General features: G+C 39.8%; 4 protein-coding genes and 1 pseudogene. All 5 read right to left on the reverse strand.

Going from position 1 to position 18,134, the window contains the following annotated elements; all coding sequences use genetic code 11:
• Window positions 1–16: 16 nt before the first annotated feature.
• The 5 genes and pseudogenes from H6G28_RS05885 to H6G28_RS05905 all read right to left on the reverse strand — a co-directional run bounded on the left by H6G28_RS05885 (window position 17) and on the right by H6G28_RS05905 (window position 18,060).
• Window positions 17–4,531, reverse strand: coding sequence for a type I polyketide synthase (locus H6G28_RS05885; protein WP_190669602.1), 4,515 nt, complete (start codon window positions 4,529–4,531; stop codon window positions 17–19).
• Between the two features lie 151 nt (window positions 4,532–4,682).
• Window positions 4,683–8,159: a non-ribosomal peptide synthetase gene (locus H6G28_RS05890; protein WP_190669604.1), complete on the reverse strand. Its 3,477-nt coding sequence runs from the start codon at window positions 8,157–8,159 to the stop codon at window positions 4,683–4,685.
• Window positions 8,159–10,909, reverse strand: a pseudogene (locus tag H6G28_RS05895) (non-ribosomal peptide synthetase); the annotation flags it as partial. The pseudogene H6G28_RS05895 and the gene H6G28_RS05890, both read right to left, overlap by 1 nt.
• A gap of 37 nt (window positions 10,910–10,946) precedes the next feature.
• The gene (gene ectB, locus H6G28_RS05900) at window positions 10,947–12,203 is read right to left on the reverse strand and encodes a diaminobutyrate--2-oxoglutarate transaminase (protein WP_190669608.1); all 1,257 of its coding nucleotides are present in this window, start codon (window positions 12,201–12,203) and stop codon (window positions 10,947–10,949) included.
• Between the two features lie 76 nt (window positions 12,204–12,279).
• Window positions 12,280–18,060 carry a type I polyketide synthase gene (locus H6G28_RS05905; protein WP_190669610.1) on the reverse strand — a complete coding sequence of 1,927 codons (5,781 nt, stop codon included), beginning with the start codon at window positions 18,058–18,060 and terminating at the stop codon, window positions 12,280–12,282.
• Between the last annotated feature and the right edge of the window lie 74 nt (window positions 18,061–18,134).

The raw sequence follows: 18,134 nt of genomic DNA on the forward strand, positions 1-18,134 counted from the left end.
GAGAAAATTCTCCTGCTTATTGACTGATTTGAGCTAACAACTTACTTAAATTTTCTTGATTGATATTTGCAGCCGCAAAATCAGAGGGGGTATAGTCTCCGGCTTCGGGAGACTGACAATGGCTGATCAAAGATTTGAGGGTTTGAATAAAATTGTGCGATAATTTTTCGACTGTCTGAGATTGATGAATATTCCGGCTGTAGTTGAAATATAGTTGTAATTTGCCTTCAGTAATTGCTGCATTAATTTGGAAGAGATAAGGGCGAATTGCTTTTGGACTGGCTGTTGAACCGAGTGCTTCTTCTGTCCATTTAAACAAAGAATCTTGCGGCAAACTTTTACTCAGTTGACCAAGGTAGAGAAACATTACCTCAGCTTGGGGAAGAGACTGGAATTTTTCAATTATTACCGGGTCAGGGCTGAGGTAGCGTAACACTCCGTAGTCAATACCATTACTCGAAGCATGACGCACTTGTTCTTTCACGGCTTTGAGTGCATCCCCAGGAGTAACTGTTTTGTCTAAATCTAACAGCACAGGGTAAGTAGTCGTAATCCACCCCACCGTTCTGGAGATATCGACATCATCAATTCCACCTGTACTCACTTCCCGTCCATTTTCATCAAGATTAATTAGGAGTAAGTTTTGCTTTGTCCATTGTTTAAAAGCTTGTACCAGTGCAGTCAGCAAAACTTCTTGTGTATTCATCCGATACACTCCGGGAACTTCCTGAAGCAGCAGTTGAGTTTCGCTTTCATTCAACGCAACTGAGATAACTTGCGCTTCGGAAGCTACAGTGTTGATGCCGTCAGGATAGTCTAAGGGTAAAGTGGCAACTTGCTGATAACGTCCGCTTAACCAGTGTTGTTGCTGTTGTTGTAACTGTTCGGATGCGGCATATTTCTGGAGACGCAACGACCACTGCTGATAAGAAGTTGTCTTTTCGGGGAGTTGAATAAGCTGTCCTTGACTCAACTGCTGATAACCAGTCTGGAGATCCTCTAATAAAATGCGCCAAGAACCAGGATCAGTCCCCAAGTGGTGAATCACAATTAATAAGCGACTGTTTTGCTGCACACCCATATCAAACAAGGCAAACCGGACAATTGGCCCTGTGGTTAAATTCAAACTGGCTTGAATTTGGGCGGCGGCTACTTCTAAAGCTGATTGTTGGGCGGTGGATGACAAAGCTGACAAATCAATATATGTCAACGGGACATATTCTTCAGGTGCGGCGTTGACCTGTTCCCATCCAGAATCAGAACGGGTGAACCGCAGACGCAGGGCATCGTGATGTATTAATAGTTGCTTTAATGTTTGCTCTAAAATATCTAAATTTAGAGGTTTTACTACCTCTAACAACACCGCTTGGTTCCAGTGATGGGTTTCTGGTTGATTCAAGGCAAAGAACTGCTGTTGAGCCGGGGTCAGGGGTACTGAACCTGTAATTACACCTTGTTCAGCTTGGACAACTTGGGTTTTAGTGATTACCTGTGCTAATTTGGCGATCGTTTGATGTTCAAATAATTGCTGGGGTGTGAGTCGAAACCCGGCTTTATTGGCTCTGGCGCTGACTTGAATCCCTAATACGGAATCTCCACCCAACTCAAAAAAGCTGTCTTCTACACCTACAGAAGCAATACCCAGGAGTTCTTGCCAAATATTGGCAATGATTTGTTCTACTTCCGTTCTAGGGGCGACATAATCATTATCTAAATTAGGTCTGACATAGCCAGTGATACTGGTTTTTGGCGCAGTTTGAGTTTCGTCTATTGTGTTTTGTGTTTCTCCAGGGGCGCAACGCAAAACCAAATTAGCGGTTGGATGGGCATCAACCCAGTAACGCTGACGTTCAAATGGATAGGTTGGTAAAGGAATACGTTGTTGTGGTGCATCGGTATAAAAACTCGACCAATCTACAGTAACCCCAGCTTGCCACAGACGACCCAATGTATTTAATAAATAGGCGACATCTGACTGCTGCTCGTAGGCATAACGCAAGCTGGGAAACATCAAGGATTTATCGAGACATTGGGATGCAAAACTAATTAATGCTTGACCAGGGCCGACCTCTAATAAAATCGGATGATCTTTTTGTGATAATTGTTGGACTCCATCGGCAAAGCGCACTGTTTGGCAAAGGTGCTGCACCCAGTAGGTGGGGTCTGTGGCTTGTTCGGCAGTAATCCAAGTGCCGGTGACGTTAGAAATATAAGGAATTTTGGGGGATTTGAGGCTAAATTGATTAACTAAATTGTGAAAAGTTGCTGCGATCGCTTCCATCATCACAGAATGAAAAGCATGGGAAGTTTGTAACCGCTTACCTATTAAACCGCGATCGCTCAATTTTTGTTCTAATTCTGCAACGGCATCGGGGAAACCCGCAACCACACAGAATGATTCGCCGTTAATCGCTGACAGAGAAATCTTCTCATTCAAGCAAGGCTGGATTTCTGATTCGGAAAGCGGCACAGCCAGCATTGCCCCTGCTGGCAACTCGTCAATCATCTGCGCCCTTCTGGCGACTAAGGTTAAAGCATCTGTTAAAGAAAAAACCTCAGCCAAAGTGGCGGCGACATATTCACCAATGCTGTAACCAATCATCGCCGTCGGGCGAATTCCCCAAGATATCCACAACTGAGCCAACGCATATTCAATCACAAACATGGCTGGTTGCGTCAACACAGTTTGGTTGAGTTTTTGCGTAGCGACATCGGTTGATTGCCCTCCGCGCCCAAGCATTTTCCGCAAATCTAGACCTGTTTGGGTTTGCTGCTTACCATTTTGATGATTTCGGTTGGGATATAAAACATCTCGCAAATCTAAACCCAGCACGGGCTGAAGCAGTTCACAACATTCATCCACACAGCCGCGAAATGTTGACTCAGTTTGGTAAAGTTCCAAAGCCATATCAACGTAATGAGTTCCCAGCCCAGAAAACATAAAAGCAACTGGACGTGGTTGAGTTTTGTGAGCGACTGGCGGGGAATTTTGCAGCGCCTTGAGTGCATCGGCAATATCTCGACACACCACAGCACGCCGATAGTCAAAAGTTCTGCGTCCAAAGAGCAATGTGTAAGCCACATCTGCCAGATTTAAATCAGGATGTGCTTGCAAATAATCAGCTAAATTTGTGGTTGCTTTTTCTAGTGCCGATGCTGTTTTGGTAGATAGAAGCAACAATTGATACTTTCTCCCCTCCTCCCTGTCCCCTTCCCACACAGGCGCTTCTTCCAGAATGACATGGGCATTAGTTCCCCCCAACCCAAAAGAACTGACTCCCGCACGCCGGGGAAGATGATTGGTTTGCCATTCTGTAAGTTTGGTATTGACGTAGAAAGGACTATTGGCAAAGTCAATTTCCGGGTTAGGGGCAGAATAATGCAAGCTTGGGGGTATTTGTTTGTGCTTCAGGGCGAGGACAGTTTTGATTAACCCCGTCACACCTGCGGCTGTGTCTAAATGTCCAACGTTGGTTTTGACGGAACCAATGGCACAGAAGTTTGTTTTTTGGGTGCTACTGCGGAAAGCTTGGGTGAGGGCGGCCATTTCAATGGGGTCGCCTAAAGCGGTAGCTGTACCGTGAGTTTCAATGTAGGTGATAGTTTCTGCTTCGACTTCCGCGACGATTTGGGCAGTTTTAATCACCTTAGCTTGGGTATCGATGCGGGGTGCGGTGTAGCTGACTTTGAACGCCCCATCATTATTAATTGCTGAACCTTTGATGATGGCATGAATTGTATCGCGATCGCTCAACGCATCTTCCAATCGCTTCAACACCACAATTCCCACACCCTCACCGCCTACAGATCCCTGAGCATCAGCATCAAAAGCACGGCAATGTCCATCAGGAGATAATATCCCCCCCTCTGTATATAAATATCCAGCTTTTCTGTCAGCATGGATGGCGACACCACCAGCCAAAGCCATATCACACTCACCATTGAGTAAGCTTTGACAAGCCAAATGAACAGCTACCAATGAAGTTGAACAAGCGGTTTGAACTGCGTAACTAGGCCCTTCTAAGTTGAGTTTGTAAGAAACACGAGTAGTTAAAAAATCTTTATTCCCAGCTAACATAAGTTGCTGTGGATCAACAGCACCAATAAGATTTTGATTTAAATAAATATTTAGTAAGTAGGTGTTCATTCCAGAACCAGCATAAACACCAATCGCACCTGGATAATTTTGAGAATCATATCCGGCATTTTCTAAGGCTGACCAAGCACATTCAAGAAATACTCGGTGTTGAGGATCAGTAATTGTAGCTTCTCTAGGATTAAAGCCAAAAAACTCGGCATCAAAATATTCTGCGTCTTCCAAGATTGCTTGGGCTTTAACATAATTTGGGTCATTTAATAAAGATGAATTTATTCCGGCTGCCAAGAGTTCTTCATCAGTAAAAAATGCAATTGTTTCCTTGCCTTGCTGAAGATTTTGCCAAAACTCATCAATATCTTTGGCTCCCGGAAATCGCCCCGATAAGCCGATAATTGCTATTTCTGATCCATTTAATGATGTACTAATACTCATAATTTTAAATACTAAACAAAATTAATCACACAATAACTCTCTAAAAATCTCTTTTCCTAACTCTCTAAAACTCTCTTTCCTTCGTGTCCTTTGCGCCCTTTGCGGTTCGTTCTTTCATAATTTTGCGTAAGTAATAAATTTGTGCGACTATTTAGATATTTTGAATAGACTTAAGTTTTTGTAAACGTTTTCTTTGTTGAGCCTTGCCATCGGCAACTTTCTCAATAACAACCTCTGTAATCTCAGCAGTTATGTTTTCCGGCTCAACCTGCGTTAAATAATTAGCTAAAGAATTAATTGTGGGATATCTAAATAAATCAAGAACCGCCAATTTTTTGCTAAAGGTTTCACATAATTTGCTATGCACTTGCACCAACAGCAATGAATGACCACCAAGTTCAAAGAAATTATCATGAATACCCACATTTTCTAATTGCAAGACCGTTTGCCAAATTTGGGCAATAGTTTGTTCAACTTCAGTTTGCGGTGGTTGATAAGCATCAGCTAATTCGGGGCGGTTTGTATCAGGTGCGGGTAAAGCTCGGCGGTCAACTTTACCATTCGCAGTCAGGGGCAATGCTTCCAACAAGACAAAAGCCACGGGAATCATGTAGCTGGGTAATTTTGATTCTAAAAAACTACGTAGCTCTGAAATGCTTAATGTTTGGGCTGCTTGCGGAACTAGATAGGCAACTATTCGTTGTGCATTAACCACCACTACAGTTTCTCGCACTCCGGGATATTGAGCGATCGCCGCTTCTATTTCTCCTAGTTCAATGCGGAAACCCCGCAGTTTCACTTGATAGTCAATCCGACCAATATATTCTATTTCTCCGTTAGGAAGATAACGGGCTAAATCACCTGTTTTGTAAAGACGGCTGGCTGTGGTAGTGAAGGGATTGGGAATAAATTTCTCGGCGGTTAATTCAGGACGGTTTAAATAACCCCGACCAACACCTACACCACCAATATAAACTTCTCCTGGTACACCCACAGGCACAGGATGAAGATATTTGTCAAGGAGATAAATTTGAATATTGGCAATTGGGCGACCAATAGGTACTGTCTTTTGGTTGTTTAAATGATTTTGGCATTGCCAAAAGGTGACATCAACAGCCGCTTCTGTTGGGCCATAAAGATTATGTAATTGGGCATCAAGTCGCTGAAAAAAGCGTTGTTGCAGTTCAATTGGTAATGCTTCTCCACTGGCGATTACCCGCACCAAAGACTGACATTTTTCGACTGCTGCTGCTTCGAGAAAAACTTGCAGCATTGATGGTACAAAATGCAAAGTTGTAATTTGCTGCTGGATAATCAAGTTAACCAGATAGTTGGGATCTTTATGTCCTTCTGGTTGGGCGATGACTAACCGCGCCCCGGTAATCAACGGCCAGAAAAATTCCCAAACTGAGACATCAAAACTAAAGGGAGTTTTCTGTAAAACTCGATCTGCGGCGGTGAGTTGATAAGCATCCTGCATCCACAGTAAGCGATTACAGATGCCGCGATGGGTGTTCATTGCACCCTTTGGTTTTCCTGTGGAACCAGAAGTATAGATGACGTAGGCGAGATGATCTTCTGTAATGTGAGTGATGGGATTTGCGCTGTGGCGATCGCGAATTAATTCCCAATCACTATCCAGACAAATAACCTGCGCTGACTGATTTGGTAGCGTGGTAACTAATTTCTGTTGGCTTAATAAAACCTTTGGTTGAGCATCTTCTAGCATATAAGCCAAGCGTTCTTGGGGATAGCTAGGGTCTAGGGGTATGTATGCACCACCAGCTTTGAGGATGGCTAATAACCCAATGACCATCAATAGCGATCGCTCTACATAAATCCCTACTAATACTTCTGGTTTTACGCCAAAAGTTTGTAAGTAATTTGCTAGTTGATTAGCTTTGGTGTTGAGTTCGCGGTAAGTTAGTTGCTCATCTTCAAATACAACTGCTACTGCATCGGGTGTTTTCTCGACTTGCACTTGAAATAATTCATGAAGACATTGCTTTTGGGGATACTGAACTTGAGTATTATTCCATCCCCATACTAATTGATGCTGCTCCGGTTCTGTCAATAATGGTAACTCTGACAAACGCTGCTGTGGATTTGCCACAATTCCTGCCAACAAGGTTTGCAAATGCCCTACCATCCGACAGATAGTATCTTCTGTAAATAAGTCAATGTTGTAATCGAAACTGCCAACGATTCCCCCCTCTACTTCTGTCATGTGGAGAACCAAATCAAACATGACTTGACGATGATTGTCGGCTTCTAAGGGAGTTACAGATAAACCAGGCATTTCTAGCGCAGGTATCGGTGCATTATGAAGCACAAACATCACTTGAAATAGTGGCGTGTAGCTTAGATTGCGCTGTGGTTGTAGTTCCTGTACCAAAAACTCAAAAGGTATATCTTGATGAGCATAAGCTTCTAAAGTTATCTCACGTATCCGCCGCAATAATTCAGGGAAACTCGGATTACCACTAAAATCAGTACGTAGCACCAGGGTATTAACAAAAAAGCCAATTAAGCGTTCTAGATCATCTTGGTTGCGATTGGCGATCGGCGAACCAACTAAAATATCATCTTGGCCACTGTAACGATATAGTAAAAGATTAAACCCAGCTAACAAGGTCATGAACAAAGTCACATCATGATCCCGACTCAGGGTCTTTAAAGCTTCTGTCAAATCTTGGGACAGGAAAAATGATTTTCTTTTACCAGAAAAAGTTTGAATCGGTGGTCGGGGATAGTCTGTGGGTAATTGTAAGACAGGTAGCTTACCACTGAGTTTTTGCTTCCAATAAGTCAGGAGATTTTCTAAAACTTCTCCTTGCAAATAATGTCTTTGCCAAACAGCAAAATCTACATACTGAAAAGGTAATTCTGGCAGTGGGGTTTGTGTAGCGTCTTGCACAGAATATTGATTTTGTGAGAAGGCTGCGTAAAGTGCGACTAATTCCCGAACTATAACTCCCATCGACCAACCATCTGTAACAATGTGGTGGATAGTGAATAATAATATGTGTTCTTCTTGACTTAATTTTAAGAGAAGACAACGCAGCAATGGGCCTGTTGTTAAGTTGAAAGCGAAGGATGCTTCGTTATGAATTAGCCTTTGAATTTCAACTTCACACTCGGCGTTTGGTAGGTCTTGTAAGTCAACTATTGGCAAGGGCAATTGCCAATGAGAATGAATGATTTGAATAGGTTGTCCTTTAACTGAAGTAAAAGTTGTTCTTAATACTTCATGTCGGCGTACGATTTCATTGAGTGTCTTCTCCAGTGCAGCTAAATTCAGAGAGCCTTTTAAGGATAAAGTAGTAGGAAAGTCTAATATATGGCTAACTTTTGTCAACTGCTCCATAAACCAGAGCCGTTGTTGAGCAAAAGATAAAGGCAGATTTTCTTGTCTTGGAATGGGGCGAATTGGCTGATGATTAGAACTTAAAGCGGCATTATTTTTCTGTATAAAAGCCATAATTTCGGCTTTGCGTTCTGCTAGTTCGGCTTTAATTACTGGTGTGAGCGCACCTTTAGGGGCGTTACAACGCAGGCGATTTTCTTCAACCCACAGTTTAATATCTAAACTGCAAAGATCGGATAAAAACTCGTCAATAGTTTTCATATTTCTATCTCCTCACGATCTACTGCATCTATAGACATAAACTGTAGTTGTTGAACTGTCAGCATTTTCTCGATTCGCTCGACTAATTGCGCGACTGTAGACGCTTCAAATAAACTACGTAAAGGTAACTCTACTTTAAATGCTTCCCGTAACCGAGAAATAACTTGAGTCGCTAATAAAGAATGTCCACCCAAATCAAAGAAATTATCATGAATACCTATCTGCTCACGCTTTAATATCTGCATCCAAATATTAGCAACTATTTCTTCGGCAGGTGTACGGGGTTCAACAAAACTAACTGCTTCATTTTGAAAATTGGCTACAGGTAATGCCCGTCGGTCAATTTTTCCACTAGGAGTCAGGGGTATTGCTTCCAGAGGTAGAATTGCCGCAGGTACCATATATTCTGGTAGTCTTTCTTGGAGTAAGTTACGTAATTCTAGGATGACTTCGCTAGTGGCTTTATCATCTTGATGAAACTCAAAGTTCAGCACAACATAAGCAACTAAACGTTTATCATCGGGATTTGCCTCTTGCACCATCACTACAGTTTCTTTAACCGCAAAATGTTGGCTGATCAGAGCTTCAATTTCACCTAATTCAATGCGAAAACCTCGAATTTTCACCTGATGATCAATACGTCCAAGAAATTCAATATTTCCATCAGGTAGCCACCTACCTAAATCCCCAGTTTTATAAATTAAATCTTTATCTATTCCTGGCAGGGGTTTAGCATTGGTCGAAAATAGATTAGGCACAAAATTGGCTTTTGTCATTTCTTCATTCTGCCAATATCCCTCAGCTACCCCATATCCAGATACACAAATTTCACCCGGAAATCCAATGGGTACGAGTTGCATTTGAGGATCAAGAATATAGATATTTAAGTTGGCTAATGGTTTACCGATGGGAACAGTACGCTGATTTTCTGGCAAAGGTTGATCAACGATAAACTGAGTAATGTCATCAGCCGCTTCACTGGGGCCATAAGCATTAACTACCTTAATTTCCGGGTACATCCTCAGCCATTTGTTGACTAGTTCCACGGAAACAGATTCGCCTGTCACCATCATCCATTGCAAATAAGGTAATAATCTTGCATCTGGGGGTAGTTGAGCAATGTAATCTAATAAGCTTGATAGAATAACCGGAACTAATTCAACAATAGTAATTTTTTCTGTTTGAATAACTTGGAATAATTTTGCGGGATTACAAATAGTTTCTGTATCGATAATGACGGTTTTGCCACCAATTAAAATAGGCGCTAAAAATTGCCAAACGGAAATATCAGATGAAGCAGGAGCAGTTTGCAAAAAAGCAAAATTTTCATCTAAATTCAAAGCATCAAATTCACCATAGATATGGTTGATGGCGCTACCATGTCTAATAATTACTCCCTTGGGTAGCCCTGTGGAACCAGAGGTATAAATCATATAAGCTTGATCAGTACCTTGGTGCTTTACCTCTAAATTTTCTGGAGGTAAGTTAGCAAAATCCAGTTCATCGTAAATGTTGATAGTATGAGTTGCAGCTAATGCTTGCTTATCAGATTTAATATCTAAACAAATTAAGCATTCTAAAGACGGACAATGCTCTTGAGAAGCAACTAAAATATCTAAATAGGCAGAATCTGTTAATAAAATTCTAGCGGCGCTATTAGATATCATATATTTGATTCTATCTGGTGGATATGTACTATCTATAGGCACATAAACACCGCCAACTTTGTGGATGGCTAGTATGCCGATAAGAAAGTTAATATCCCGTTCTTTAATAATGCCAATAAAATCCCCTGTTTGAACTCCTAATTTTGCTAACAATATTGCTAATTGATTAGCTCTAGCGTTTAATTGTTGGTAAGTTAGTCGAGTATTGCCGAAAACGGCAGCAATCTTGTTTGGTGTTTTTTCTACTTGTTTGGCAAATAATTGATCTATGGTTTGATTGATGGGATATAGTTTGGTATTGTCGTTAAATGTAGTTAATAAATTAGTGCGATCGCCTGCACTTAAAATAGAAATTTCAGAAACTTGAATTAAACAATTGTTGAGAACAGCATCTAAAATATTAATGTAATATTTAGTAATAATTTGAATGTTTGCTTCTTTAAAGAATAAATCGTTATAGTAGATATCGCCAGCAATTAAATCATCATTCACTTTAAAAGCAAAAGTTAAATCATTCTTGAGTGATTTGACATCTGTTAAACAATGTATATTTTCTAATAAAGCTACTATGTCAAAGATAGGACAGCGATTCTGAGTATGAGGTAAACCTAATAATTCCATCAATTCATCAAAAGCATAGTTTTGATGCGTATAACCATTGAGAGTTATTTCTTTAACTTGGACTAGTAAATCTTTAAAAGTTATTTGATGATCAACATTAAACCGCAGAGGAATTACTTTTGTTGGTAAATTCTCAATCTTTCTGGCTGGTTGATAAACTGGCGAGCCAACTATCACATCATTAGTGTTATTATATTTCCCTAGAAAAATATTTAATCCTGCTAACAGTACTAAGTAGATAGCAAAATTAGAATTGTTGGTAAATTTAATAACTTTCTGTGATAAATCATTGGGTATAACAAAACTTACTACCTGTTTTGTGCCTTCATATATTCCAGGTCTGACATAATCGGTAATCAAAGTAGTCTCAGGTAATTCGCCAGCAAGTTGATTTAACCAGTAAATTTTCTGAGGAAATAAATTTTCAGCAGACAAGTTATTTTTAGTTTCATTGGCAATCATAATTTATTTCCTCACTCTAATTAGAGAATTTTCCAAGTTATGCGGCGACTAAATCATTAAAAGCTGATTTGATAATTGCACAGCCTTTTTGTAAGGTAGCCATATCAATTACCAATGGGGGCAAAATTTTAATTACAGTATCATTTCTCCCTGCTAATTCAACTATTAAGCCTAATTCAAAACACCGGGAGGTTATCTTTTTAGCAAAATCATTACCGCCAAAGTTCTTGACATCAATTCCCCAAATCATCCCAATACCACGAATGTCTATTTTGTCGCTCATAGCGGCAATTTCTTGAGTAAGAAAGTTTCTCAAATATAGTTCTTTAGCTTTGACATCTTTTTCCAGATTACTACTTTCTCTATACTCTAAAGCTGCCGTCGCCCCTATAAATGCTAATTGATTACCTCGAAAAGTACCATTATGTTCGCCTGGTTCCCAGATATCTAATTCTGGCTTAATTAATAATAGTGACATCGGGAATCCATAGCCACTAATCGATTTAGATAGAACCACCATATCAGGCACAATATCAGCTCTTTCAAAGGAAAAGAAAGACCCCGTTCGACCACAGCCAACTTGAATATCGTCACAAATTAACAAAATATCATGGTCGTTACATAACTTGCGGAGGCGCTGCATCCACTCAACAGGCGCGACAATTACACCACCTTCAGCTTGCACTGTTTCAAAAATAATTGCTGCTGGTTTTTCAATACCAGAATTAACATCATTTAAAACTGTTTCGATATATTCTATAGTGTCAAATGTTTCCATGAAGCCATAGGGGTAAGGCATAAAAGTTACATGACTGGCTGTACCAATTGCCCCGGCTCGAATTCCCACATTACCACTAATAGATAAACTGCCTAAAGTCATACCGTGATATGCTCCCATAAAGGAAAATATACCCGGTCTTTGCTTAACTTTTTTGGCTAATTTTAAAGCTGCTTCCACGGCATTTGTACCTGTGGGGCCGCAAAATTGCAAGCGATAGTCTAGTTTTTTAGAGCTTAAGACTACCTCATCAAATTTAGATAAAAACTTCTCTTTGGCAGAAGTGTACATATCCAAAGCATGAGCTATACCATCAGCATCTAAATATGAAATGACTTTTTGTTTGATATAGTCATGATTATGTCCATAGTTTAAAGCACCTGCGCCTGCAAAAAAGTCGATATATTCTTCGCCTGATTCAGCATAAACAATGGAATCTTTCGCGCGATGAAATATAGCGGGGAAATTACGGCAATAGCTTCTGACGTTGGATTCACATTTTTCAAATGTATTCATATATGGAAATCCGTGTAGGAGTTAAAAAACCACAGAATCACGAGAAATGTAAGTAATCAAGATTTTCCCAAATGACTTATGAGGCAGAAGACCAATCAAATGATATTTCTTGTTCTAATATTGTAGAATTTTGTTGTTGTTCTGGTGTTTCCAAGGGTAAGTTTTTAATTTGGAAATGGGGATTAGTTATTAATCCTTGGAACAGCATTTGAATATCTTGGAGAATGCCAGTAATGGTAGTGTTTGCAAATCTTCTAGAATCATAGGAAATTGCTAGTAATAGCTCTTTGTTGGGGTAGACAACCAGGTTTAGAGGATAGTTGTTGCGATAATATATCTGTGTGTGTTGGAATTCAATATTGCCTTGCCAATCTCGAATAAATTCGCTGACAGGGAAGTTTTCAACCACGACAATACTTTCAAATAAAGCTAGTTTTTGGGGAATTTCACTCCATTTATGAATCTCGGTTAATTGAGAGTATTCATAATCCCGGACTTCAACTAATTGCAGTTGAAAACGCTGTAACCATGATAAGAAAAGCTGTTCGGAATCGATGCTCACATGGATGGGTAAGGTATTCACAAACATACCCACCATTGATTCTACTCCCTGCAAATCTGCTGGTCTTCCAGTGACAGTGCAACCATACAATACATTGTGGCAACAAGTATAACGACTCAAAAGTACAGCCCAAATACCGTTAATAATTGTTGCTAGGGTTAGGCGATGTTGAGTCGCAAAAGACTGTAATTCCTGTGTAGTTTTTGCTGATAGTTGAATTATTTCTTCACTATATTTAACTTCTTGGGTAGAAGATGGCTCAATTTTGTCAAGCTTTTCGATATAAGTTAGAGGAGTTGGTGTTTTGATACCCTGTAATGCTTGCCGCCAGAAATTTTCGGCTTTAGTTCTATCTTGCTGTTGTAACCAATCAATATAGTCTCTAAAAGGACGAGTTGGTACAAAACTAGTTTCCTTACCTTGACAAAGTATTCCATAGGTTTCTACAAACTCTTGAAATACTAATGAACCACCCCAACCATCAATTATGATGTGATTAAAACTCCACACATATAAATACTTGTCACTGGTAAACTGAATTAAAGTATGACGCATTAAACATGGTTGAGAAAAGTCAAAACTTTTTTGGCGATCACTCACAATAAAAGCGTCAAGTTGTGCTTGTTGTTCTGCTGAATTTAGAGTAGTCCAATCATAGCCATTCAGGGTTACATCTACTTGTTTATAAACAATTTGTAAAGGATTTTCTACTTCTTCCCAATAAAATCTAGTCCGTAAAACGGGATGTCTATCCATGACTAATTGCCAAGCTTGTTTAAAAGCTTCGATATTCAAATCCCCCCGGATAGTAAAGAGATGCTGGAAAAAGTATAAAGATAATTCACTATCAAACAGACAGTGAAATAACATTCCTCTTTGTACAGGTGTGAGTTCGTAAATATCGGCAATATTTTCTAATAAATTGGGGTCATCACAAACTCGTTGAATTTGCAGCAATAAAGACTGTTGGGAATTATCTACATCTGTTTGATTGTTATTTGGCTGTGATTCTGCGGCTGGAATAGTGGGAGTCATCGCTAAATCTGTAGCTAATTCAGCAATTGTTTGGTAGTGGAAAAACTGTTGAGACGTTAATTGTAAACCTGCTTGATTAGCTTTAGCTGCGATTTGAATTGTGTTGATGGAATTTCCGCCTAATTCAAAAAAGTTGTCGTAGATACCTATCTTGTCAATTCCCAGAATTTCTTGCCAAATCTCAGCTAAAATTTTCTCAATTTCGGTTTCGGGAGGAATGTAATCGTTACCTAAATTGGGACGAGGATGTTTGGCTTTAGCAAGATTGACGGAAGATGATTTGGGATCTAGAAGCTGTAATTGTTCTTGTAAATATTGTGGCGAGTTATTTTGCTTGATTAACTCTGGTAAATCTTGGGTGGAAACAACAATATGAGGTAGGTTACTGGCGAGAATGCGATTAAATACCTCGATACCTTCTGAGGGTAAGATACCTTTTTTGATAATTTCTGCACGTTCTTGTTGCAGTTTATCGGGTAAGACAGTTTCCACTGCAAAACCGACTTCTTGCCAAGTATCCCAACTGATGGATACTGTGAAGCGATCGCTGCTACAATTTCGATGAGCATAAGCATCTAAAAAGGCGTTAGCTGCACAATAATCTATCTGTCCAAATTCACCCAAAATAGAAGTTTTGGAGGAACAAAGAACCAAGAAATCTAAATGGATATCTTTTAAAACTTCCTCTAAAATTAACGTCCCCTGAACTTTAGCGGCTAAAACATTATCAGCCATATCCCGCGTTTTTAGTTGGGTAACACCACCACCAGGAACCCCAGCCGCATGAATTACACCATTAATTTGACCAAATTTTCGGAATGTTTGCTCGATGACTGCTTGCATTTGTGGCAAATTAGTTACATCGGCAGTTATAACCTCAATTTCTGCATCTAATTCTTCCAGCGATCGCACTTTTTGAATTTGACGACTAATAGCATCTTGGCTATCATGATTTTCTAGCCATTGTTCCCATTCTGAGCGTTTTGGTAGTCCCTTCCTGCTCACCAAAATTAACTTAGCTTGGAATGTCTTAGCTAAATATGCTGCTAATACTAAACCAATACCTCCCAGTCCGCCAGTAATTAAGTAAACGCCACCTTTTCTTAATTTACTCTTGCTAAGAAGACTCTCTTCTAAAGGAACTGCATCGAAGGTTTGAACCCAACGGTGTGAACCACGATAGGCAACTATTTCGTTAGTTTGTGTTAGTGTTAATTCTGCTACTAATTTATCGATAATTTTGGCAGACAAAGGCGTTTGATTAGCCAATATCATTAAATCAACCAGACTACAGTTGATATTCCGATATTCCTTGGGAATTACTTTACAAGGGCCTAATACTGTAGCTTTCTGGGGAGATAAATTTTCTTCACCAGTGACATCATATAAATTACTGGTGAAAACCATCAACTTCAGGGAATCCCAAATATCTTGTTTACCAATTCCTTGGGCTAAAAACAATAGGCTATAAAAACTCAGATTTTCACATTCATTGTCCAGCGTAATATATTTTGGTGTAACACTCCAAAAATGGGCAATTGTATTTAGTTGAAAATCTCGCTGTTGCAGTGCTTTTAACAACAAATCATAATCATCTGGTTGTTGCGGATTGATGCAATATACTCGCTCATCAAGCTGACGAAATTCTTTACCCAACCGCACCGTAATGACATTTTGATGTTGCTGTATAAGTCGTTTACTAAATTCCAAACCCACTCCATAGTTATCTATAAAGACTAAGCAATTTAACTGCTGTTGGCTCAGTTCTTCTGGTGAAAATTCCAGTTGTCTTGATTGCTTCCATATTGGAAGATAAAACCATTCAGCAATATTTGGTTTTTTCTCTAAAGATTTTCGTGAATGTTTTGCTGAAGTCGATGAATCTAACTCAATAGCGTAACGCTGATTTTCGATGGCATGATGAGATACTGACTCTAATGATTCCTGATTATTTGGAGAATCAAGCCAATAACGCTGACGCTCAAAGGGATAAGTTGGTAAGGGAATACGGTAACGGCGTTCGTTAGCATAAAAACTCGACCAATCAATCTTGACTCCCAACATCCATAAGCGACCCAATTCGTTGAGTAAAAATTCTGTTTCTGAATGCTGTGGTTCTTGTAAGTTAATTTCTAGTAAAATTTGCTGTTTATCTTGCAGTAACTCAGCAATTTCTGGATGTAATGCTGCTTTTATTTCTGTCCAATATTGGGGGTTTGTTGCTTCAGTTGGACTAATCCAAGTTCCACTTACATGAGATATGAAAGGAATTTGTGGCGGATGAAGTTGGACTTTTTCTAACAACTGAGGAGCAGATTTCGCCACAATAGCTAAAGCATCTTCTAGTGAAAATACCCCTGCTAAAGTTGCCGCTACATATTCTCCCACACCTTGCCCAATCATGGCTTGTGGAGTAATACCCCAAGACATCCACAATTGCGCTAAAGCATACTCAATCACAAACAAAGCACTGTCAGCAAAGCTTGTTTGTTGGAGTTTTTCTAATGCAATTTCCTGTTCAGATGGGCTGGGATAAATTACAGAACGCAAATCTAATTCTAGATATGGTTTTAATATTAAACAGCACTTTTCTATGTGGGTGCGAAATACTGACTCTGTTTCGTAGAGTTCTTTCCCCATATCTGTATACAGTGCATCTACCCCAGGAAAGATGAAAGTTACAGATGGCGTTAACGACTCTTGAAATTGATGTTGTGAAACTGACTGATTCAGTTGTGAAATTGCGTCTTGAATATCGGCACAAACTAAGACTCGCCGATAATTAAAGTCTCTGCGTCCGACTTGCAAAGTATAAGCAACATCAGCAAGATTAATATCAGGATTGATGTGCAAATATTGGCTGAGATTTTGTGTAGCAGTTGTTAATGCAGACTCAGTTTTTGCAGAAATTAGTAACAATTGCCAAGGACGATAAGTACTAGAAATTGGAAGCGTTGGTGCTTCTTCCAAAACTAAATGAACATTTGTTCCACCCATTCCCAAAGAACTGACACCTGCACGCCGAGGAGTTGAATTTGTTTCCCATTCTGTGAGTTTGGTGTTGACATAAAAAGGACTGTTGGCAAAATCAATTTCAGGATTAGGCTGTTCAAAGTTGAGGCTTGCTGGAATCAATTGATGTTTTAAAGCCAAAGCCGTCTTGATTAATCCAGCAACACCGGCGGCTGCGTCTAGATGTCCGATATTGGTTTTCACCGAACCAATAGCGCAGAAATTCTTTTTCTCGGTACTTGCACGAAAAACTTTAGTCAGCGCCGCAATTTCAATCGGATCACCCAAAGCTGTACCGCTACCGTGGGCTTCAATATAACTGATACTTTCCGGTTCTACCTCGGCTAACATAATTGCTTCCGCGATCGCTTCGGCTTGTCCATCAACGCTGGGTGCTGTATAACCAACTTTCATCGCCCCATCGTTATTGATAGCCGCACCTTTAATCACTGCATATATGCAATCCCCATCAGCGATCGCATCTTTAACTCGCTTGAGAACAACTACCCCTACACCATTACCTACAGTTGTTCCCTGGGCTTTAGCATCAAACGCATAACAATGACCATCGGGCGATAACGGCCCTCCTGGTTCATAGAAATAACCAGCTTTTTGCGGTAAGCGAATCGAAACTCCACCCGCCAAAGCCATATCACATTGATAGTTTTGTAAACTTTGATAAGCGAGGGTAGTAGCAACTAAAGATGTCGAGCAAGCAGTTTGAACTGTCAGGCTTGGCCCGGTAAGATTTAATTTATAAGAAACACGAGTTGAGAGAAATCCTTTATCATTACCGATTAATTTTTGATATGATTCTCCCGAACCTAATTGGTCATTTTTAACATCAAAAGATAAATAATTATTTAAACTAGCACCCGCATAAACACCAATTCTGCTGTTACACTTAGTTGCATCATAACCAGCATTTTCTAAAGCCGACCAAGCACATTCTAAAAATAAGCGATGTTGCGGATCTGTGACTGCCGCTTCCTTGGGATTTAAATCAAAAAATGCTGCATCAAATAAATCAATATTATCTAATATACCGCCAACTTTTACATAATTACTATCATTTACCAACGCCGCAGGTATACCAGAAGCAATTAACTCATCATCTGTAAATAAACATAGCGACTCTACCCCGGCTTGTAAATTCTGCCAAAAACATTCTATATCGATGGCTCCAGGAAAACGCCCCGCCATTCCGATAATTGCAACCCCCTCCATTAACTCATAATTGTCACTCATATCATTAAACCTTTATTACTTTTACTCACTGCCAAATCTAACTCAATTTTCTCTTTCTCTGCGTTCTCTGTGCC

Origin of the sequence: Nostoc sp. FACHB-190, from assembly GCF_014696905.1 — a bacterium.
In the GTDB taxonomy this organism is placed as follows: Bacteria; Cyanobacteriota; Cyanobacteriia; order Cyanobacteriales; family Nostocaceae; genus Nostoc_B.